Source organism: Streptococcus infantis, assembly GCF_047464615.1.
Lineage (GTDB): Bacteria > Bacillota > Bacilli > Lactobacillales > Streptococcaceae > Streptococcus > Streptococcus infantis_Y.
Map to the genome: position 1 here is coordinate 200753 of NZ_JASHBO010000001.1, position 20749 is coordinate 221501.

The 20749-nt window shown below is 40.8% G+C and carries 21 protein-coding genes; 5 read left to right on the forward strand and 16 right to left on the reverse strand.

Annotated elements, in window-relative coordinates:
* Positions 1-28: 28 nt before the first annotated feature.
* From QM450_RS01065 to ffh, 3 genes are read left to right on the forward strand one after another with little or no spacing between them, the layout of a single operon-like run.
* On the forward strand, positions 29-361 hold the full coding sequence (locus QM450_RS01065) for a putative DNA-binding protein (RefSeq protein ID WP_000402065.1): 333 nt from the start codon (positions 29-31) through the stop codon (positions 359-361).
* A 2-nt stretch (positions 362-363) separates the two neighbouring features.
* A complete protein-coding gene (locus tag QM450_RS01070) occupies positions 364-579 on the forward strand; it encodes a 2-oxoglutarate:acceptor oxidoreductase (RefSeq protein ID WP_414319404.1) in 216 nt (71 codons plus the stop codon).
* A gap of 17 nt (positions 580-596) precedes the next feature.
* The gene (ffh, locus tag QM450_RS01075) at positions 597-2162 is read left to right on the forward strand and encodes a signal recognition particle protein (protein ID WP_414319405.1); all 1566 of its coding nucleotides are present in this window, start codon (positions 597-599) and stop codon (positions 2160-2162) included.
* A gap of 23 nt (positions 2163-2185) precedes the next feature.
* Here the strand turns inward: ffh and QM450_RS01080 are convergent, their stop codons facing one another.
* The 6 genes from QM450_RS01080 to QM450_RS01105 form a co-directional block, all read right to left on the reverse strand.
* Positions 2186-3076 carry an RluA family pseudouridine synthase gene (locus tag QM450_RS01080; protein ID WP_414319406.1) on the reverse strand — a complete coding sequence of 297 codons (891 nt, stop codon included), beginning with the start codon at positions 3074-3076 and terminating at the stop codon, positions 2186-2188.
* Complete coding sequence (lspA, locus tag QM450_RS01085) at positions 3066-3527, reverse strand: signal peptidase II (protein WP_414317747.1); 462 nt, start codon at positions 3525-3527, stop codon at positions 3066-3068. The genes QM450_RS01080 and lspA overlap by 11 nt, the downstream gene beginning before the upstream one ends.
* Positions 3524-4432, reverse strand: coding sequence for a LysR family transcriptional regulator (locus tag QM450_RS01090; RefSeq protein WP_049526940.1), 909 nt, complete (start codon positions 4430-4432; stop codon positions 3524-3526). The genes lspA and QM450_RS01090 overlap by 4 nt, the downstream gene beginning before the upstream one ends.
* A gap of 151 nt (positions 4433-4583) precedes the next feature.
* Entirely contained in the window at positions 4584-5189 is a 606-nt protein-coding gene (gene sodA / locus QM450_RS01095) for a superoxide dismutase SodA (protein WP_414319407.1), read from the reverse strand.
* Positions 5190-5258: 69 nt separating this feature from the next.
* Positions 5259-6296, reverse strand: coding sequence for a DNA polymerase III subunit delta (gene holA / locus QM450_RS01100; protein WP_414319408.1), 1038 nt, complete (start codon positions 6294-6296; stop codon positions 5259-5261).
* 32 nt (positions 6297-6328) lie between these two features.
* On the reverse strand, positions 6329-7264 hold the full coding sequence (locus tag QM450_RS01105; protein ID WP_414319409.1) for a dihydroorotate oxidase: 936 nt from the start codon (positions 7262-7264) through the stop codon (positions 6329-6331).
* Positions 7265-7493: 229 nt separating this feature from the next.
* On the opposite strand from QM450_RS01105, the gene gdhA reads away from it, so the two are divergent.
* Positions 7494-8840, forward strand: a complete 1347-nt coding sequence (gene gdhA / locus QM450_RS01110; RefSeq protein WP_414319410.1) for an NADP-specific glutamate dehydrogenase — start codon at positions 7494-7496, stop codon at positions 8838-8840.
* 94 nt (positions 8841-8934) lie between these two features.
* Here the strand turns inward: gdhA and alaS are convergent, their stop codons facing one another.
* From alaS to budA, 10 genes are all read right to left on the reverse strand, one after another.
* Entirely contained in the window at positions 8935-11553 is a 2619-nt protein-coding gene (gene alaS / locus QM450_RS01115) for an alanine--tRNA ligase (RefSeq protein WP_414319411.1), read from the reverse strand.
* 16 nt (positions 11554-11569) lie between these two features.
* Entirely contained in the window at positions 11570-12055 is a 486-nt protein-coding gene (locus QM450_RS01120; RefSeq protein WP_045763344.1) for an LURP-one-related/scramblase family protein, read from the reverse strand.
* A gap of 273 nt (positions 12056-12328) precedes the next feature.
* Entirely contained in the window at positions 12329-12580 is a 252-nt protein-coding gene (locus tag QM450_RS01125; protein WP_049503189.1) for a hypothetical protein, read from the reverse strand.
* Between the two features lie 142 nt (positions 12581-12722).
* A complete protein-coding gene (locus QM450_RS01130; protein WP_281335018.1) occupies positions 12723-13793 on the reverse strand; it encodes an ABC transporter substrate-binding protein in 1071 nt (356 codons plus the stop codon).
* The gene (locus QM450_RS01135; RefSeq protein WP_045763347.1) at positions 13790-14563 is read right to left on the reverse strand and encodes an ABC transporter permease; all 774 of its coding nucleotides are present in this window, start codon (positions 14561-14563) and stop codon (positions 13790-13792) included. Before QM450_RS01135 ends, QM450_RS01130 begins: the two co-directional genes overlap by 4 nt.
* Positions 14560-15366 (reverse strand): ABC transporter permease, encoded by an 807-nt coding sequence (locus tag QM450_RS01140; RefSeq protein WP_000754123.1) that lies wholly within the window; start codon positions 15364-15366, stop codon positions 14560-14562. Before QM450_RS01140 ends, QM450_RS01135 begins: the two co-directional genes overlap by 4 nt.
* On the reverse strand, positions 15347-16504 hold the full coding sequence (locus tag QM450_RS01145; RefSeq protein WP_049526954.1) for an ABC transporter ATP-binding protein: 1158 nt from the start codon (positions 16502-16504) through the stop codon (positions 15347-15349). The genes QM450_RS01140 and QM450_RS01145 overlap by 20 nt, the downstream gene beginning before the upstream one ends.
* 159 nt (positions 16505-16663) lie before the next feature.
* Positions 16664-17569, reverse strand: a complete 906-nt coding sequence (gene murB / locus QM450_RS01150) for a UDP-N-acetylmuramate dehydrogenase (RefSeq protein WP_414319412.1) — start codon at positions 17567-17569, stop codon at positions 16664-16666.
* Positions 17570-17683: 114 nt separating this feature from the next.
* Positions 17684-18436 (reverse strand): YhfC family intramembrane metalloprotease, encoded by a 753-nt coding sequence (locus QM450_RS01155; RefSeq protein ID WP_414319413.1) that lies wholly within the window; start codon positions 18434-18436, stop codon positions 17684-17686.
* A gap of 12 nt (positions 18437-18448) precedes the next feature.
* On the reverse strand, positions 18449-19177 hold the full coding sequence (gene budA / locus QM450_RS01160) for an acetolactate decarboxylase (protein WP_414319414.1): 729 nt from the start codon (positions 19175-19177) through the stop codon (positions 18449-18451).
* Between the two features lie 284 nt (positions 19178-19461).
* Here budA and QM450_RS01165 point away from each other — a divergent pair, with 284 nt between their 5' ends.
* Positions 19462-20736: a PLP-dependent aminotransferase family protein gene (locus QM450_RS01165; RefSeq protein ID WP_414319415.1), complete on the forward strand. Its 1275-nt coding sequence runs from the start codon at positions 19462-19464 to the stop codon at positions 20734-20736.
* Positions 20737-20749: the final 13 nt, after the last annotated feature.

Here is a 20749-nt window from a genome sequence, read left to right on the forward strand (position 1 = left end):
TGGGCTTTTTTTTGGTATAATAAATCTTATGGAAATTGAAAAAACCAATCGAATGAATGCTCTATTTGAATTTTATGCAGCCCTTTTGACTGATAAACAAATGAACTATATCGAACTCTACTATGCTGATGACTATAGTTTAGCTGAAATCGCTGAAGAATTCGGTGTCAGTCGTCAGGCTGTTTATGATAATATCAAACGAACCGAAAAGATTCTGGAAGACTATGAGATGAAGCTCCATATGTACTCTGACTACATTGTTCGCAGTCAGATTTTTGATCAGATTTTGGAGCGTTATCCAGAAGATACTTTTCTGCAAGAGCAAATTGAGATTTTGACCAGTATTGATAATAGGGAGTAATCATGGAAAATCTTGTCGTCTATAAAGGAATACCCTGTAAATTATTAGCTGCAGAGGAACCATTTCCTAGACGACTACAGATTATCTCGCCCGATGATATCTCCAAAGCTATGCAAATAGGTTTTAGCTGTTGGGGATATCCAAATGAAATCATGAAAGAAGTCACAACCGAAGAACTAGAGAGTTTGCAACATTTCGGACGATTTCCACTGAATTGAAAAAATAGGAGAAAAATATGGCATTTGAAAATTTAACAGAACGTTTGCAGAACGTTTTTAAAAACCTACGTAAAAAAGGAAAAATTACCGAGAGTGATATCCAAGAAGCAACCAAGGAAATTCGTCTGGCTCTTTTAGAAGCCGACGTTGCTCTTCCTGTGGTAAAGGATTTTATCAAAAAGGTTCGTGAACGTGCGATCGGGCATGAGGTTATTGACACCCTTAATCCAGCCCAACAAATCATCAAGATTGTCAATGAAGAATTGACGGAAGTCCTTGGTTCAGACACAGCTGAGATTATCAAGTCACCAAAAATCCCAACCATTATCATGATGGTCGGTTTGCAGGGGGCTGGTAAAACAACTTTTGCAGGTAAACTTGCTAATAAACTCAAAAAGGAAGAGGATGCTCGTCCTTTAATGATTGCAGCCGATATCTATCGTCCTGCTGCTATTGACCAGTTGAAAACACTTGGACAACAGATTGATGTTCCCGTATTTGCTCTTGGTACTGAAGTTCCTGCAGTTGAGATTGTTCGCCAAGGTTTGGAGAAAGCCAAAGCCAACCATAACGACTATGTTTTAATCGATACAGCCGGTCGTTTGCAAATTGACGAACTTCTCATGAATGAGCTTCGTGACGTTAAAGCCCTCGCTCAACCAAATGAAATCCTTCTTGTCATCGATGCCATGATTGGTCAGGAAGCTGCAAACGTTGCGCGTGAATTTAACGCTCAGTTAGAAGTTACTGGTGTCATCCTTACAAAGATTGACGGTGATACTCGTGGTGGTGCTGCCCTTTCTGTTCGTCACATCACTGGAAAACCAATCAAGTTCACGGGTACTGGTGAAAAGATTACCGATATCGAAACCTTCCACCCAGACCGTATGGCTAGCCGTATTCTCGGTATGGGGGATATGCTGACTCTGATTGAGAAAGCTTCCCAAGAATACGATGAGCAAAAAGCCCTTGAAATGGCTGAAAAGATGCGGGAAAATACCTTTGATTTCAATGATTTCATCGATCAGTTGGATCAGGTACAAAATATGGGCCCGATGGAAGATTTGCTCAAGATGATTCCAGGTATGGCCAACAATCCTGCCCTTCAAAACATGAAGGTGGATGAAAAACAAATTGCTCGCAAACGTGCCATCGTCTCTTCTATGACTCCTGAAGAACGTGAAAATCCAGACTTGCTTACTCCAAGTCGCCGCCGTCGTATCGCTGCCGGTTCTGGTAATACCTTTATCGAAGTCAACAAGTTCATCAAGGACTTCAACCAAGCTAAACAACTCATGCAAGGTGTCATGTCTGGTGACATGAACAAGATGATGAAACAGATGGGCATCAACCCTAACAATCTTCCTAAAAATATGCCTGGGGGTATGGATATGTCAGCCCTTGAAGGTATGATGGGACAAGGTGGTATGCCTGACTTGTCAGCTCTTGGAGGAGCAGGAATGCCTGATATGAGCCAAATGTTCGGTGGAGGTCTCAAGGGTAAAATCGGTGAATTTGCTATGAAGCAATCCATGAAACGCATGGCCAATAAAATGAAAAAAGCCAAGAAAAAACGCAAATAAAAGGGACTCGCTTGAGTCCTTTTTTAGTTATTTCGAAGTTTCTCTAAAGTCTCTTTAAAGATATCTGGGATATCGGAAGTAAATTCCATATTTTCACCAGTTCTTGGATGGGTAAAACCAAGTGTCTTAGCATGGAGAAATTGCCCATGACCTTTCAAGGTTTTACGAGGCCCGTAAACCTCATCACCAGCGACTGGATGACCGATATAAGCCATGTGCACACGGATTTGATGAGTTCTTCCAGTTTCCAGTTGCAATTCCAGCAATGTATAATCACCAAAACGTTCTAAGACTTGAAAACGTGTCACTGCTGGTTTGCCTTTAGCAGTCACAGCTTGTTTCTTACGGTCTTTTTCACTACGTCCAATCGGCACCTCAATGACTCCACGGTCGTTGGGAAGATTCCCATGAACGATGGCCCAATATTTCCGAAGAGACTTTTTGTCCTTCAATTCTTGAGCTAGTGCTAAATGGGCATCATCGTTTTTAGCAATCATCAAGAGTCCAGATGTATCTTTATCAATACGATGGACAATCCCTGGACGCAAGACACCATTGATGCCTGATAAGTCCTTGATATGGTACATAAGGGCGTTAACCAAGGTCCCACTGGTATGACCAGCGCTTGGATGAACAACCATTCCTTGAGGTTTGTTAACTACAGCTACATCCTCATCTTGATAAATGATTTCTAAAGGAATATCTTCAGCCACATACTCCAAAACTTCTGGTTCTGGCACCTGATAAGTAACGACATCACCCTCTTGGACCGTATACTTGGCTTTTTTAACCTGACCGTTGACCAAGACTTGGCCTGATTTGATTTGTTCATTGGCGAGACTTCGCGACAGTTCTGTCAAATCTGACAAAGTCTTGTCTAAACGTAGTCCGCCTCTTTCAATTTTAATTTCCATTCATTTCCTCTTTTAGCATTGCAAGCAATAACACAACTACTCCTACTGTCAGATAACTATCAGCTACATTGAAAATTGCAAAATTAATAAAGTCTAAGTGGAACATATCCACGACAAATCCTTGACTGATGCGATCGATAAAATTCCCTAGACCACCTGCAATAATCAAAACCAATCCTGAGACAGTCCATAAGGAATCCTCCATGTGTTTATGGAGATACCAAATGGCACCTACCACGACGACCAGGGTAATGACAGCGAATAACAACTGCTGATCTTGTAAGATAGAAAAGGCTGCTCCTCTATTTTGCAGATAGGTTAAACTAACTAGATTTGGGATCCATGATTTGATTTCACCAAGAGCAATATTTTGAACGACGTACGCCTTTACCAATTGATCTAAGACAATTAAGGCTGCTATAATCCCTGCAATTATTCCTCTTTTTTTCATGCTTTCCTCTTCTGATCAAAATACTCTTGCATAACTTCTACAAATAAGGTTCCCGCTTGGCTCAAGTCTACTTCCTCACGTTTCACATAAACCATGCGATTATTGAGATTATCATTTAGCGGAATAACGGTGATCCCGTTCACACTGTCGCTATCTAAGAATCCAGAACCAGTCGCATAAGCATTTGTTCTTTCAAGGATTCCATTTAAGGTAGCACGGTCAGTTACGTTAAACATTTGAGAGCTAGCACTTGTATCTACAAAGTTCTCTGAGTAATAAAGATACTCATCCTTTTCCTGTGTGAATCGAACTGTTGGTAAATCAGCCAAATCCTCCATAACCAACTCTTTTTTCTTGGCTAAAGGATGCCCTTCACGCAGATAGATATGCGTCTGGAAAGGAATCAACTCAATCACTTCAAGTCCTAACTTTTCAACCCGTTGCATAATTCCCTTTTGGTTTTGATTGTTGAGGTAGATAATTCCAATCTCACTATGTCCTTGGGCTACTTCATCCAAAATCTGAACAGTTGTTGATTCAAAAATACGGAAATTCTTATAGTCAGGATATTGTTGCGAAAAAGCTGTAATGGTTGGTGGCAAGAAATCATAGTGCTGGCTGGCTATTGAAAACTCATCTTTCTCCTCTTCAGGATTGGCATACTGATTTTGGAAAACATCAAATCCTTTAACCAATTCTTGTGCCTTTTCATAAAATTCCATTCCACGGCGAGTAAGAAAAGTACCTGAACTGGTTCTACGAAAAATCTTGAAGCCGAGCTCTTTTTCCAAGTCTCTTACAGAAATAGATAGACTCGGTTGGCTAACGTACATCTTCTCAGCCGCTTCACGAAAAGTACCACTATTAGCAATAGCTACAACGTAGCGTAATTGTTGAATATTCATGATTTCTCCTTCGATTTCTATCTTATCATTATACCATAAACCAAGCCTATCCAACAAAGGAAAATCATAAGACAGTTACTTCTAAGAAAAGCAAACAAAAAACACCTTTCAAGTTAGATGAAATTCTAACCCAAAGGTGTCGTTATTAAGATTATTTAGCTGCTGCGTAAAGTTCGTCTACTTTATTCCAGTTGATAACTGAGAAGAAAGCTTTGATGTAGTCAGGACGAACGTTACGGTATTTCACGTAGTAAGCATGTTCCCAAACATCCAAGCCCAAGATTGGTTTTTTACCTTCTGAGATTGGTGTGTCTTGGTTTGCAGTTGAAGTTACTTCAAGTTTACCTTCTTGGTTAACAACCAACCATGCCCATCCAGAACCGAAACGAGTAGTTGCTGCTGCAGTGAAGGCTGCTTGGAATTCTTCGAATGAACCGAAAGTTTCATCGATTGCTGCTGCAAGTTCTGCCGAAGGAGCTGTTTTTTCAGGAGTCATCAATTCCCAGAAAAGAGCGTGGTTCAAGTGTCCACCACCGTTGTTGATAAGCGCTTGACGGATATCAGCTGGGATAGATTCTACATCAGCAAGCAAAACTTCAAGGTCTTCACCGATTTCAGGGTGTTTTTCAAGAGCTGCATTTGCATTGTTAACGTAAGTTTGGTGGTGTTTGTCATGGTGCAAGTGCATTGTTTCAGCATCGATGTATGGTTCCAATGCATCGTAAGCGTATGGAAGATCTGGTAAGATAATAGCCATCTGTAATACCTCTTTTTCTTTCTATATAAAGATGATAACGCAATCATCCTATTTTTTCAAGTTATTTGCTCAATTTGACTGGCTAGCAATCTGTAATAGGGCCTTCTCAAACAGGTAACCTTTCTCATAAACTCCTGTCTTAATTTGGTAATCAGCTTGGACGAGATGACGAATAGAATTCTGGAGAAAATCAAGGGATAGTCTTCGAGAATCACGAAGGGCAAACTTGATTTGGTAGGGATTCGGATTGCGACCAAGATAGTGACCTAAACTGCTGACCATCTGGGACTCTGTCTGACCTGACTCTTGCAAAATTTTCACTTGTGTATAAAGTCTGAACTGCCCCAACATAATGGCAATCAGTTTAATCTCATCTTCTCCCTGCAAAGTCAAATCTTTGACTAAATCACGTGCCTGATCAATCTTCTTAGTCAATATTAACTGAGTTAAATCAAAGATATTATCCTGCAAAGTCTTTGGTATGGCCTCAACAATGTCTTCTTCGGTAATCCGGTCATCATCCTTATAAGACTGTAAGAAGAGTAGGTTTTTCTGAATTTCACTGAATTGAAAACCTGATTTGATAAGTAACTGTTCAAAGGATTTTCCATCAAAGGTCAGTCCTTGTTCCTGAGCCCACTTTTGAAAATATGCTCGTATTTCTTGCTCTTTTGGTTCAAGAGCTTCAAAAATCTTGGCATCCCTCTTTAGAATTTTAACTAGACGTCGCTTACTATCTAGCTTCCCTTCAGCAAAAATAACTAATTTACTCGTCGGAGATGGGTTTTCCAAATATTCTTCAAAAGCCTTAAGTTCATCATCAGATAGATAGCGTTTTTTAGCTGTCGTTATATCGACAAAATGATCTAAAATAACAATTTTTTCATCCGCAAAGAAAGGAAGACTGACCAGCTCTAGCTCCAAGCTTTTGTAGTCTACTTCTTTCATGTCAAAATAAGCAAAGTTCAAATCTGCAGGATCGTAGCCGATTTGCTTTAGAACCTGTGTTTTCATGACGTCATACTGACCTTGATCGACCCCTGTAAACAGGGTCAAACTCGGAAGGTTCGCTAAGGACAGTTTTCGGCTTTCTTCTATGGCTAGCATCTATTCTCCTTTCTTTTTAGTTTCGCTTTTATTTAATCAATATAATGTAATTTACCACGGAAATCCTCTAGGCTTTGATAACCTTTTTGCGCCATAATTTCTTTGAGTTCCTTGGTAATACGCTCAAAAGCACCTACTCCTTCTTTATGAAGAGTAGTTCCTACCTGCACCATGCTAGCACCACATAAGATATGTTCAAAAGCATCACGCCCTGTTAATACTCCACCAGTTCCGATGATTTGGATTTCTGGATTTAAGCGTTGATAGAAAGCATGAACATTTGCAAGGGCAGTAGGTTTGATGTATTCTCCACCAATTCCACCAAAGCCGTTCTTTGGACGAATCACGACCAACTCATCTTCAATATAAAGACCATTACCGATAGAGTTGACACAGTTGACAAATTTGAGCGGGTATTTGTTGAAAATTTCTGCAGCCTGGTCAAAATGTACAATATCAAAATAAGGTGGAAGCTTAATTCCTAGAGGTTTTGTAAAATACTCAAAGACTTCTGATAAGATACGATCTGTGGTTTCAAAGTCATAGGCAATCTGAGGTTTTCCTGGAACATTGGGACATGAGAGATTGAGTTCAGTTAGACCACGAAAATCACTTTCTTGCACCTTCTTCAAAATGGTATGAGTTTCCTCTGGAGACATTCCAACTAATGATAAAAAGAAGGTACGATTTGGTTCCTTGTCTTGCAATTCCAATAGATAGTTTAAGTAATAATCTAAACCATTATTTGGTAGACCCATAGAGTTGATAGAGCCAAGTGGAACATCTTGATAACGTGGTTCAGGATTTCCCTGACGAAATTCCAAGGTTGCTGTCTTAGTGACAAAGGTTCCTGCTGCTGAATTTTTGACACCTTCTAACTCCTCAATTGTCATACAAGCAACTCCTGCCGCATTCATCAAGCAATTGTCAAACTCAAAACCAGCAATCTGTGTTTTAGTTGATACCATGATTCTGTTCCTCCAGATTCCTTTTTATGTCTATTATTATACCATACTTTAACTTTTGCTTTTCAATAAAACCATTTCCATAGAAAATGTTCGTTTTTTAGCAAGTTTTGAATCAGTTGTATCAAATTGAAAGAATTTTTAGAAAATTTGTGTTTTTTTCTTTACACTGAAAAATTTTTCTGCTATAATGACTCATGTAATAAAATATGACAACAAAAAGGAGAACGATATGACATCTGCTAAAGAATATATCCAAAGCGTGTTTGAAACTGTAAAAGCTCGTAACGGGCATGAGGCTGAATTTCTCCAGGCGGTTGAAGAATTCTTCAGCACTTTGGAGCCTGTCTTTGAAAAACACCCTGAGTATATTGAAGAAAATATCTTGGCACGTATCACTGAGCCAGAACGCGTAATTTCTTTCCGTGTTCCATGGGTTGACCGTGATGGAAAAGTTCAAGTTAACCGTGGTTACCGTGTTCAATTCAACTCAGCTGTTGGACCATATAAAGGCGGACTTCGTTTCCACCCAACTGTTAACCAAGGGATCTTGAAATTCCTCGGATTCGAACAAATCTTTAAAAACGTTTTGACTGGACTTCCAATCGGTGGTGGTAAAGGTGGATCAGACTTCGATCCTAAAGGCAAAACTGATGCTGAAGTGATGCGCTTCTGCCAAAGCTTCATGACTGAATTGCAAAAATACATCGGACCATCTCTTGACGTACCTGCTGGTGATATCGGTGTTGGTGGACGTGAGATTGGTTACCTTTACGGTCAATACAAACGCCTTAACCAGTTTGATGCTGGTGTCTTGACTGGTAAACCTCTTGGATTTGGTGGTAGCTTGATTCGTCCAGAAGCAACTGGTTACGGTTTGGTTTACTACACTGAAGAAATGCTTAAAGCTAACGGCAACAGCTTTGCTGGTAAGAAAGTTGTGATTTCAGGTTCTGGTAACGTAGCTCAATACGCTCTTCAAAAAGCAACTGAACTTGGTGCAACTGTTATCTCTGTATCTGACTCAAATGGTTATGTCATCGATGAAAATGGTATCGACTTTGACCTTCTTACAGACGTTAAAGAAAAACGCCGTGCTCGTTTGACTGAGTACGCTGCTGAAAAACCAACTGCTACTTACTATGAAGGTTCTGTATGGACTTACACTGGAAACTACGATATCGCTCTTCCATGTGCTACTCAAAACGAGATCAACGGTGAAGCTGCGAAACGCTTGGTTGCTCAAGGAGTTATCTGTGTATCTGAAGGTGCTAACATGCCTAGCGACCTTAAAGCTATCAAAGTCTACAAGGAAAATGGAATCCTTTATGGACCTGCCAAAGCTGCCAATGCTGGTGGGGTAGCTGTATCAGCTCTTGAAATGAGCCAAAACAGCCTTCGCCTTTCATGGACACGTGAAGAAGTTGACGGTCGCTTGAAAGACATCATGACTAACATCTTTAACACAGCTAAAACAACTGCAGAAACTTACGGTCTTGGTACTGACTACCTTGCAGGTGCAAACATTGCAGCCTTTGAAAACGTAGCAAACGCTATGATTGCCCAAGGGATTGTTTAATTCCTAGTAACTATATAACTCCTCACATCTCCTGTGAGGAGTTTTTTCTTATATATTAAAAAAGACCTATCCGAGTGGATAGATCTTTATTTTCTTACAATTTACCTGCTACTGCATCCAACACTTCTTGGATTTTAGATTGGTTGCTTCCTCCTGCCATGGCCATGTCTGGTTTACCACCACCACGTCCATCGACGATTGGTGCCAATTCTTTGACAAGGTTTCCTGCATGAAGGTCTTTTGTCTTGCTTGCTACAAGGACATTGACTTTGTCACCGATAGCGGCAACTAGGACAAGAAGATCAGAGTAGTCTTTTTGTTTCCAGTTATCTGCAAAAGTACGAAGGGCACCAGCGTCAGATACAGAAACTTGGCTAGCAATGTAACGGTGACCATTGACTTCCTTCACATCCTTGAAGATGTCGCCTGCGGCTGCAGCTGCGGCTTTTTCTTTCAACTCAGCATTTTCTTTTTGCAATTGACGAAGTTGTTCTTGAAGTCCTTCTACCTTGTGAGGTACTTCTTTAAGTTGAGGTGCTTTCAAGGTTGCTGCGACTGCTTTAAGAGCATCTTCTTGTTCACGGTAGGCTTCAAAGGCTTCCTTACCAGTCACTGCCAAGATACGGCGAGTTCCTGATCCGATCCCTTCTTCTTTGACAATCTTGAAGAGACCAATTTCAGAAGTGTTACCTACGTGAGTACCACCACAAAGTTCAACTGAGTAGTCACCAATGGTCACAACACGGACTTCCTTACCGTATTTCTCACCAAAGAGGGCCATAGCTCCCATTTCTTTGGCTGTGTCAATGTCTGTCTCAACAGTCTTGACCGCAATAGCTTCCCAGATTTTTTCATTGACTTGCTGTTCAATAGCACGCAATTCTTCTGGAGTTACGGCTTGGAAATGGGTGAAGTCAAAGCGAAGAAATTCTACTTCGTTGAGTGAACCTGCTTGAGTAGCATGGTGGCCAAGGATATTGTGAAGGGCCGCATGGAGCAAGTGAGTTGCTGTGTGGTTCTTCATAACACGGTGACGACGATTGCTATCGATGGCCAAAGTGTATTCTTGGTTCAAAGCAAGAGGAGCAAGAACTTCAACGGTGTGCAATGCTTGTCCATTTGGTGCTTTTTGAACGTCTGTCACAGTCGCTACGACATTTCCTGCAGCATCCAAGATTTGACCGTGGTCTGCAACCTGTCCACCCATTTCAGCGTAGAATGGAGTTTCTGCAAAGATAAGAGATGCAGTTCCTTCTGACACAGCTTCTACTTCGGCATTGTCAGCTACGATAGCCACCAACTTAGAAGACAATTGACTAGCATTGTAGTTGAAGACACTTTCTACAGTGATGTTTTGAAGGGTTTCATTTTGCATACCCATAGATCCACCTTTGACAGCAGATGCACGCGCACGTTCTTGTTGTTCCTTCATGGCTGCTTCGAAGCCTTCACGGTCTACAGTCATACCAGCTTCTTCAGCGATTTCTTCTGTCAATTCCACTGGGAATCCGTATGTATCATAGAGTTTAAAGACATCTTGACCAGCAATGACAGATTGTCCTTTTTCTTTCAAGTCTGCTACGATGCCTTGGGCAAAGTGTTGACCTGAGTGAAGAGTACGAGCAAATGACTCTTCCTCGCTCTTAACGATTTTCTCAATAAAGTCACGTTTTTCAAGAACTTCTGGGTAGTAGCTTTCCATGATTTTTCCAACAGTTGGAACGAGTTTGTAAAGGAAAGGCTCATTGATACCCAATTTTTGACCATGCATAGAAGCTCGACGGAGAAGACGACGAAGGACATAACCACGACCTTCATTTCCAGGAAGGGCACCATCACCGATGGCAAATGAAAGAGAACGGATGTGGTCTGCAATAACCTTGAAGCTCATGTTGTCGCCATCTTGGTCGTAAACCTTACCAGACAATTTCTCTACTTCACGAATGATCGGCATGAAGAGGTCTGTTTCAAAGTTTGTCTTAGCCCCTTGGATAACCGCCACCAAACGCTCCAAACCAGCGCCCGTATCAATGTTTTTGTGTGGCAATTCTTTGTACTCGCTACGAGGAACAGCAGGGTCTGCGTTAAATTGTGACAAAACGATGTTCCAGATTTCGATATAACGGTCATTTTCGATATCTTCTGCAAGAAGACGAAGACCAATGTTTTCTGGGTCAAAGGCTTCTCCACGATCGAAGAAGATTTCTGTATCAGGGCCAGAAGGTCCCGCACCGATTTCCCAGAAGTTATCTTCGATCGGAATCAAGTGACTTGGGTCCACTCCCACTTCAATCCAGCGGTTGTATGAATCTTTATCGGCCGGATAGTAGGTCATGTAAAGTTTTTCAGCTGGGAAGTCAAACCATTCAGGACTTGTCAAAAGTTCATAAGCCCAAGTAATGGCTTCGTCACGGAAGTAATCCCCGATAGAGAAGTTCCCCAACATTTCAAACATGGTATGATGACGCGCCGTCTTCCCTACGTTTTCAATATCGTTGGTACGGATAGCCTTTTGCGCATTGGTAATCCGTGGGTTTTCAGGAATGATGGTGCCGTCAAAGTATTTTTTAAGAGTGGCAACCCCTGAGTTGATCCACAAAAGTGTTGGGTCATTGACAGGAACCAAGCTAACTGATGGTTCTACAGAGTGGCCTTTGCTGGCCCAGAAATCAAGCCACATTTGGCGGACTTGTGCACTAGATAATTGTTTCATATGTATCTCCTTTTTACTAATTTGATTGGCTTTCTAGCATTTCCACATAGTCGATAGCGACACAGAGGGAGATGACTAGGTCAGCATAAGATTCGTCATAGACGGTTACGGTATAGGTAGAGGTTAAATGGAAAAGTTCCTTGGTAATCTCAGCAATCACTTGGTCACGGTCGTCCAGCAATTTAAAATTCAAATCCCAGACATTTCCTTCGATGCGAAGGCCGAGATTGTCAAACTCATACTTATCCTTCCAGAAAGTCAACTTCTTCCGAATATAAAAATGATCGCCGTTACTCAGTTGAATTTCAAAACGAGGTAGGAAAGTTAAGACTTCCTTACTAATCTCACTGACCTGTTCACCAGCAACATCATAGATGGTAAAGGTTTTAGGAATCTTAAAAAATGAACCTTCAACCTGATAGGCGACATTGCCCATTTCATCCTTGATATCAAAGCGTTCACCACCTAGGCGAAATTTTTGTTTGACAAGAAATGTTCTCATAAACACCTCCAAAAATAAAAGACAAATCCATATCACGAAGGGCGAAAAACCGCGGTACCACCTTCATTCAATGAACTTGTCATTCTTTGATTCTTATGCAATTGTTGGATTGAGTAGCATGATTTTCTATCTTAGATGGCTCGCAGCACCGCCAATTCTCTGAACTAAGATGGAGAGAAAATCAATTCTCAACTTTCTTATTATATCGTTTTTTTAAGTCTGCGTCAACTGGAAATAATCCTCATTTAAATAACCAACTCCCTATATCTCTGGTTACTTTTTCAGGATATATTTTTTCTTACTACCATTTTTCTTTTTATCCCAACTTTTATTCCAAAGTTTTGAATTGTTAAAGATAGCTTCGAAAATATTTACAAATATAAAGAACCCTATCACCAAATGTATGGAATCAGTTGTTAGGTATTGTCGATCCAAACCATCCTTTAGAGAGAATAGTATAACAGTTTGCTGAACAATCAAAAAGGTTGGCCAATAACTTTTTTTGAAAAAAGTAGACATTTTCATGATTTGTTGCCGCTTTCTATTATTATAAACTTAGTATACTACTAGGCTATAAAATAAGCAAATAGGATAGTAAAAATACACAACTATACAACTATTCAAAAAACGAACCAGATTGACTGATTCGTTTCGTGACTGCTAACTCCTACTTCCGATACATTTTAAATTGTAGGAAGAGGTCGCTGTAAATTCCTGTCCATTTATGGTCAAACTTCTCATAAACTTCTAGGTGTTTCATAGTGTCTGCATCTGGATAGAAGGACTTGTCCTCTTTGGTCTCCTCAGGGAGCATTTCCTTAGCAGGATTGTTTGGTGTTGAATAGCCGACATACTCTGCGTTCTTAAGAGCATTTTCGGGCTTCAACATAAAGTTAATGAAGGCATAGGCAGCATCCTGGTTCTTGACAGTCTTAGGAATAACCATATTGTCAAACCAGAGATTACTTGCCTCTGTCGGTACGACATAGCGGAGATTTTCATTTTTCTCCAGCATCTGGCTGGCTTCTCCTGAGAAGGTCACACCAATGGCAGCATTGTTCTGAATCATGTAACCCTTCATCTCATCCGCCACAATAGCCTTGATATTAGGTGTTAGCTTATAGAGCTTATCTACCGTTTCCTCCAACTGCTGTGGATCTTTAGAGTTGAGGCTATAGCCTAGCGAGTTAAGACCTAAACCAAGTACTTCACGCGCCCCATCAAAAAGCATAATAGAGTTTTTATACTCTGGCTTCCAAAGGTCGTCCCAATGTTCAGGCGCTTCTTCCACCATAGTCTCATTGTAGACAATTCCCAAGGTCCCCCAGAAGTATGGGATAGAGTACTGGTTGTTGGGATCAAAGGACTGGTTGAGAAATTCAGAACCGATATTCTCAATGCCCTCAATCTTACTATAATCCAGTGGAACTAGAAGGTCTTCATCCTTCATCTTGTTAATCATGTACTCACTTGGGATGGCAATATCATAGGTTGTCCCACCCTGCTTAATCTTGGTATACATGGCTTCGTTGGAGTCAAAGGTCTCATACTGGACTTGGATTCCTGTTTCTTCTGTAAATTTCTCGAGAAGTTCAGGGGCGATATAGTCTCCCCAGTTGTAGATAACCAATTTTTGACTATCGCGACTATTGATTTTACTGTCAAGATGGTAAGAAATTCCCCACAAGACGAGGATAATCGCAAGAATTCCTGCTAAAAATGAATAGAGTCGTTTCATGCTTGCTCCTCCTTCTCACGTGAAATGAAGTAATATCCGACAACTAGGATAATACTAAAGAGAAAGACCAAGGCTGAAAGAGCATTGATTTCTAGAGAAATTCCCTTACGAGCTCGAGAGTAGATTTCAACTGACAAGGTTGAAAAACCATTTCCCGTTACAAAGAAGGTCACAGCAAAGTCATCTAATGAATAGGTGAATGCCATGAAGTAACCTGCAATAATAGACGGCGTTAGGTAAGGAAGCATAATTTCCTTGAACATCTGGAACTGACTAGCTCCAAGGTCATAGGCTGCATGAATCATATCTCCATTCATCTCTTTTAATCGAGGCAAGACCATAAGCACTACGATTGGAATCGAGAAGGCTACGTGACTAGACAGAACAGTCAGAAAACCAAGTGAAAACTTGAGTTGTGTAAAGAGAATCAAGAAGCTGGCACCAATCATAACGTCAGGTGCAACCATCAAAATGTTATTGAGTGATAGGAAGGCTTCTTGGTATTTTTTTCGAGATTGGTAGATGTAAATGGCACCAAAAGTCCCAATGACAGTCGCAATCAGGGCCGATAGGAAGGCTAGTAAAAAGGTCTGAACCAAGATTAGCATGAGTCTTCCATCGCCAAACATGGTTTCAAAGTGAGACAAACTAAAGCCTGTAAAGCTATTCATATCATCCCCAGCATTGAAGGCATAACCAATCAAGTAAAAGATTGGCAGATAGAGGACGATAAAGACAAAGGCTAGGTAAAGATTTGATAATTTTTTCATCGTTCTCTCCTTTCCTTAGTCACCCACATGGTGATAAACATGGTCAGGATAAGAACAACACCGATAGTTGAACCCATACCGTAATTATCGTTTGTCAGGAAGTTCTGCTCGATGGCAGTCCCCAAGGTAATCACTCGGTTCCCCCCAATCAAACGGGTCAACATAAAGAGACTTAAACTCGGGATAAAGACAGATTGAACTCCGCTTCGTACTCCGTTCATTGACAGAGGGAAGATGACATGGCGAAAGGTTTCCCACTTGGTCGCACCGAGGTCATAGCTCGCATTGATAAGGTTATTATCCATATCATCCAAGACATTGAAGATAGGCAAAATCATAAATGGAAGCTCGATGTAGCTTGCGACAAAGATAAATGAGAAATCCGTAAAGAGCAACTGCTGCGAACCAATTCCGATAAATTCGAGGAATTGATTAATAGAACCATTTTGACCGAAAATCCCGATAAAGGCATAAGCTTTAAGGAGAAGATTGATCCAGGTTGGCAAAATGATCAGCATAAGCCATAGTTGACGGTGTTTGAGACGAGTTAAAAAGAGGGCTGTTGGATAACTGATAAGAAGTGTCACTAGAGTTACAATCCCAGCATAGAGAACTGAGTTAAAACTCATTTTGAGATAGGTCAAGTTTTGTGACGCAAAATAGGATTTATAGTTTTCTAAACTGAACTGGCCTTCAATGTTGAAAAAGGATTGCCCGAATATCAAGACCAAGGGTGCCAATACAAAGAGCACAATCCAAAGCATGTAGGGTACTACAAAGAGTTTAGAGGTTGTTTTCTTCATCTCTTTCCTCCTCGATAGCGTTAATCAAACCTGCTTCTTGCTCTTCGATTTCTACATATTCTTCGATACGTGCATCGAACTCTTCTTCTGTTTCATTAAGACGCATGATGTGGATGTCTTCTGGTTCAAAGTCCAGACCGATTTCTTCACCAACGATGGCCTTACGAGTTGAGTGAATCATCCATTCATTGCCGAGTTCATCATAGGCGATAATTTCATAGTGAACCCCACGGAAAAGCTGAGTATCGACCTTCACTTGAAGTTTTCCTTCTTCTGGAAGGGTAATGCGCAAGTCCTCTGGGCGAATCACCACTTCAACAGGTTCATTTGGTTTCATCCCACCGTCGACCGCTTCAAAGCGTTTACCATTGAACTCAACCAAGTAGTCCTCAATCATGGTTCCTGGCAAGATGTTTGATTCACCGATAAAGGTTGCAACAAAGTGGTTGATTGGCTCGTCGTAGATGTCAACTGGTGTTCCTGACTGAACAATTTCACCATCATTCATAACGAAAATCCAGTCACTCATAGCCAAGGCTTCTTCTTGATCGTGGGTAACAAAGACAAAGGTAATGCCCAATCGCTGTTGCAGTTCACGCAGTTCGTACTGCATATCTGTTCGCAACTTCAAGTCCAAGGCTGACAAAGGTTCATCCAAGAGTACCACACGAGGCTGGTTGATAATCGCACGCGCAATCGCTACACGCTGGCGTTGTCCTCCAGAAAGCTTACGAATAGAACGTTTTTCGAAACCTTCCAACTGTACCATCTTGAGAACTTCTAATACACGTTGTTCGATTTCTTTTTTATCGACCTTACGCAAACGCAATGGAAAGGCAACATTTTCAAAGACATTCATATGCGGAAACAAGGCATAAGATTGGAAGACTGTATGAACATCGCGCTTATTAGTTGGGATATCGTTGATTCGCACGCCATCCAGTAAAATATCTCCAGTCGTTGCGTCTAGCAAACCTGCAATGATATTTAGGATGGTTGATTTTCCTGAACCAGATGCTCCTAGCAGTGTATAAAATTTCCCTTCTTCCAACTCAAAATTAATATCTTTGAGAACCTTTGTGTTGCTATCTTCAAAAACTTTAGAAACGTTTCTGAATTCGATAATTGGTTTTTTCAATTGGCATAAATTCCTTCTTTTTCATAGATTAACAGATCAGGGCTCTGTCAGGCCGCTACTACCTCTTGCAGGGAGTTAGACCACCTGCATATATCTTCGCTACCGATAGGCTTTCACCCCCTTACATTTCTAGTTAGTAGCAGCTAGGCTATTTTTAGTTTATTCATGCTCTCCTAGGATTCGAACTTCTCTCTCGAGGATAACACCTGAGCGCTCTTTAACCTTCTCAATGACAGACTCGATCAATTCCTCATAATCTCTAGCAGTTCCATCAGCAATATTGACCATAAAGCCTGCATGCTTTTCAGAAACTTCAACCCCACCGATACGATAACCTTTCAAGCCTGCTTCTGCAATCAATTGACCTGCAAAATGATCCACTGGACGTTTAAAAACTGATCCACATGAAGGATACTCTAAAGGTTGCTTGAGTTCACGAAGATGAGTCAAGCGGTCCATCTCCTGTTTGATGACTTGGTGATTACCTGGAGCTAGGGCGAACTTAGCAGAAAGGACTACTGCCCCTGATGCTTGAATAGCTGAATGACGGTAACCAAAGTTCAAGTCTTTAGCAGACAAGGTTTCGATTTCACCCTCCTTAGTCAAGATTTGACAAGACTGGAGAACATGAGCAATCTCACCACCATAAGCGCCAGCATTCATAAAGACAGCACCACCGACGCTTCCTGGAATACCACAAGCAAACTCAAAGCCCGTCAAACTATGACGAAGGGCAATGCGAGTGGTTTCAATCAAATTAGCTCCAGCTTCTGCCTCAATGGTATAACCATCAACCGAAACATTATTGAGCTTGTCACACATGATTACAAAACCACGGACTCCACCTTCACGGACGATAATGTTACTTGCATTTCCAAGCACCATCCAAGGAATGTTTTCCTGATTGGCAAACTTGACCACACGAGCCATCTCATAGCGATTGCGTGGAAAAACTAAATAATCTGCCTTTCCTCCAACTTTTGTATAAGTATAGGATTTTAAAGGTTCGTCGAAACGAATATCGATTCCTTCTAAGGTTTCTTTTAATTTATCTGATACAGTCATTTTTCTAATCCTTTTATGAAATTCATTCCATTATACCATTTTTAGCGATTTTTTTCGATGATTATGTCACCTTTTAGCAGTGACAATACAAAAAGAGGCTAGGCCTCCTTAATATTACTGTTTCTTGTAAAAGATTGATTTTGTTAGGAAAACGAAAGCCAAAACTTCTACTGCCAATATTCCCTCTACCACTAGAGGATTTGAGATCCAGGCAACTTGAGAAAGGCTCGGTGCCAGATCAAATAAGGCATGCAGACCGTAAGCTGCTACTAGATAAATCCATTTTTTTTGGCGAACAGCTTGGAAAACCCAGAAGGTCAATCCAACTTGAAGAATCAAGGCAAGAATTCTTTCGACTCCCAAAAGATAAATCTGCCAAGCTGCTAGATTATGAATGGTTGCAAGTGTACTCTCAGGTAAGAGTTGCATGATAGCTGGATTTTGCGATTCAACTGCTGAAAATAGGATAAATAGATTGAGTAAACCAGCAATTCCGATATAAATCATTTCTAGCCCACCATGACCAAGACCATAGGCGAGGGCATCTGAATCTTCCATCTCTCTTTTTTTGTTCAACCATTTGAAAAAGATTAGTCGAGCTGTTTCTTCAAATAAAGCAGCCATAGAAATGCCATAAATTACATAGAGAAGAGGATTTTCTGTCATGAGTGGAACTGTCCCATCCTTTTGTGGATGAAGAACCAAGAGATGAACGATTTTCTCTAAGACCTGAGATGAAGCAAAAAATGCAACTGCCCCAAGTCCCAAAACTGCAAAATTAATCTTGTATTTCTTTCTTGCGTACCAAACTGCTGCAATGAGGATGGCAAACAAGGCCAGCATCGTTATTATTACATGAATTTTCATATTTGACTCCTATTATTCTGCCTGTTCGATATCTTTTTTCATCTCGTCAACATTAAACTTAGCAAATAGATATTGACGATCCTGAACAGGAAAACGTTGATCCAACTGGTCAACAGCTCCCACTTCTACAATACCTTCCTTGATAACAAAATCCATAACGTGGCCACCAAAGGTTAGGTCATCTGAGATAAAGTGTAGATGGTAACCAGCAACACTAACTCCATGGAAAATTTCAGGTGTCCAAAAACCAACGATAGTTCCTGAGACGTTGTCGCAGCTATATTCAGGCTGATGTGTCGCAACGTCAGCAAACTTCGTTTCAGTTGTTGATTTTGGAATCATGCGAACATGCATGTGTTTAAAATCACCATGAATCTTGATGGAACGGAAAAGATTCTCTCCATCATAATAGGACTCAATACGTTTTTCAAGTTCCTGATCAGTCATTTCAAAACGCTGACGGAAAATAACTTCTGCCTGGTGGGGTACAACTGCTGCATAGGGAATTAAAGCATCTGGTGAAACTTCCACAATTTCAGGTTTCTCACCTGATCCCTTAGCCTGATAAGCTTTCCCATCTAAGACAATCAATTCTCCATCGATAGAATCCAGGGTTCCTAATCCTAAATCACCATGTTGGAGCAATTCACCAACGGTCATGGTTCCACCGTAAAGTCCCGCCATCAAGGCTCCCAAAGTATTATATTGGAATAATTTAACTGGTTCTTGCACCTTCATCATCTCACTCTTCTTTGAAAATTTTACTTACTAAGTATATCACATTTCTGATTAGAATTGAATGCTAGACTGCCTTTTAATATTCAATGAAAATCAAAGAGCAAACTAGGAAACTAGCCGCAGGTTGCTCAAAACACTGTTTTGAGGTTGTAGATGGAACTGACGGAGTCAGTAACATATATACGGCAAGGCGACGTTGACGCGGTTTGAAGAGATTTTCGAAGAGTATAACATTGCCAAACTTCCAAAAAAAAGGTACAATGTAACAAAATCATGAGAGGTCTGGGATGAAGCAAGAAAGCAAGTATGAACAAGTCGTTCACTATCTAAAAAATGAGATAGAATCAGGTAGATATCCAACTGGAAGTCGCCTACCATCTATCCGAAAACTCAGTCAAGATTTTCACTGTAGCAAAGACACCATACAGCGCGCACTCTTAGAACTCCGATACGAGAAATATATCTACTCAAAACCTCAAAGTGGTTATTATGTATTGGAGCAACAAACCAGTCATGAAGACTTAATTATCTCAGTTAACGATGAACACGCAGCAGCCTATGATGATTTTCGTCTGTGCGTTAATGAGAGCTTGATTGGGCGAGAAAATTATCTCTACAACTACTATGAACACCAAGAGGGTTTAGAAGAATTACGTCAGTCCGTTCAGACATTACTCTTTGATCAAGCGATTTATAGTAAGGCAGACCAGTTGGTCATGACGTCTGGAACCCAACAGGCTCTCTTTATCCTTTCTCAGATAGACTTTCCGAGTCGGACTCAGGAAATTCTGGTTGAGCAACCTACCTATCATCGAATGAACCAACTCCTGCTGGCTCAGGGGCTTCCCTATCAAACCATTGAACGACGGATTGATGGCATTGACCTAAACGAACTAGAACAACATTTTAAAACAGGTAAGATTAAGTTTTTCTATACCATTCCACGTTTTCACTATCCTCTAGGACATTCCTATACGGACCAAGAAAAACGAGCCATTCTAGATTTGGCTGCCAAGTATCAAATTTACATCGTCGAGGATGACTATCTGGGGGATCTCGATCCCAAAATGGGGCAGACCTTCCACTATCTAGACCAAAATGATCTGGTCATCTATATCAAATCCTTTTCTACCAGTCTTTTCCCTGCTCTTCGGATTACTGCCCTCATACTTCCAAATGCCATCAAAGAAGCCTTTGTGTCCTATAAAAATATCCTTGACTATGATAACAACCTTATCATGCAAAAGGCTCTATCACTCTACATCGATAGTCAACTCTTTGAGAAAAACAGACTAGCACGACTGGCACTGCAAGAAAAAAGTCAGGAGCACATACAACAGCTCTTACAAAGCTATCCCATTTCCCTACCGAGCTATCCACTTCATGATGGGCTTTTGCTTGACCTCAGGAACTATCCTAGCATCGCTAGTCTTAAACATAGTCCTCTAGGACTCGACTTTTTCGAATTATCCTACATAGAGTCTTGTCCCTATCACTTTGCAAAAATTCCCTTAGAAAATATTGAAAAAACATTAAGCTATTTAAAAACAGAGCTGGACTGAAATCCAACTCTGT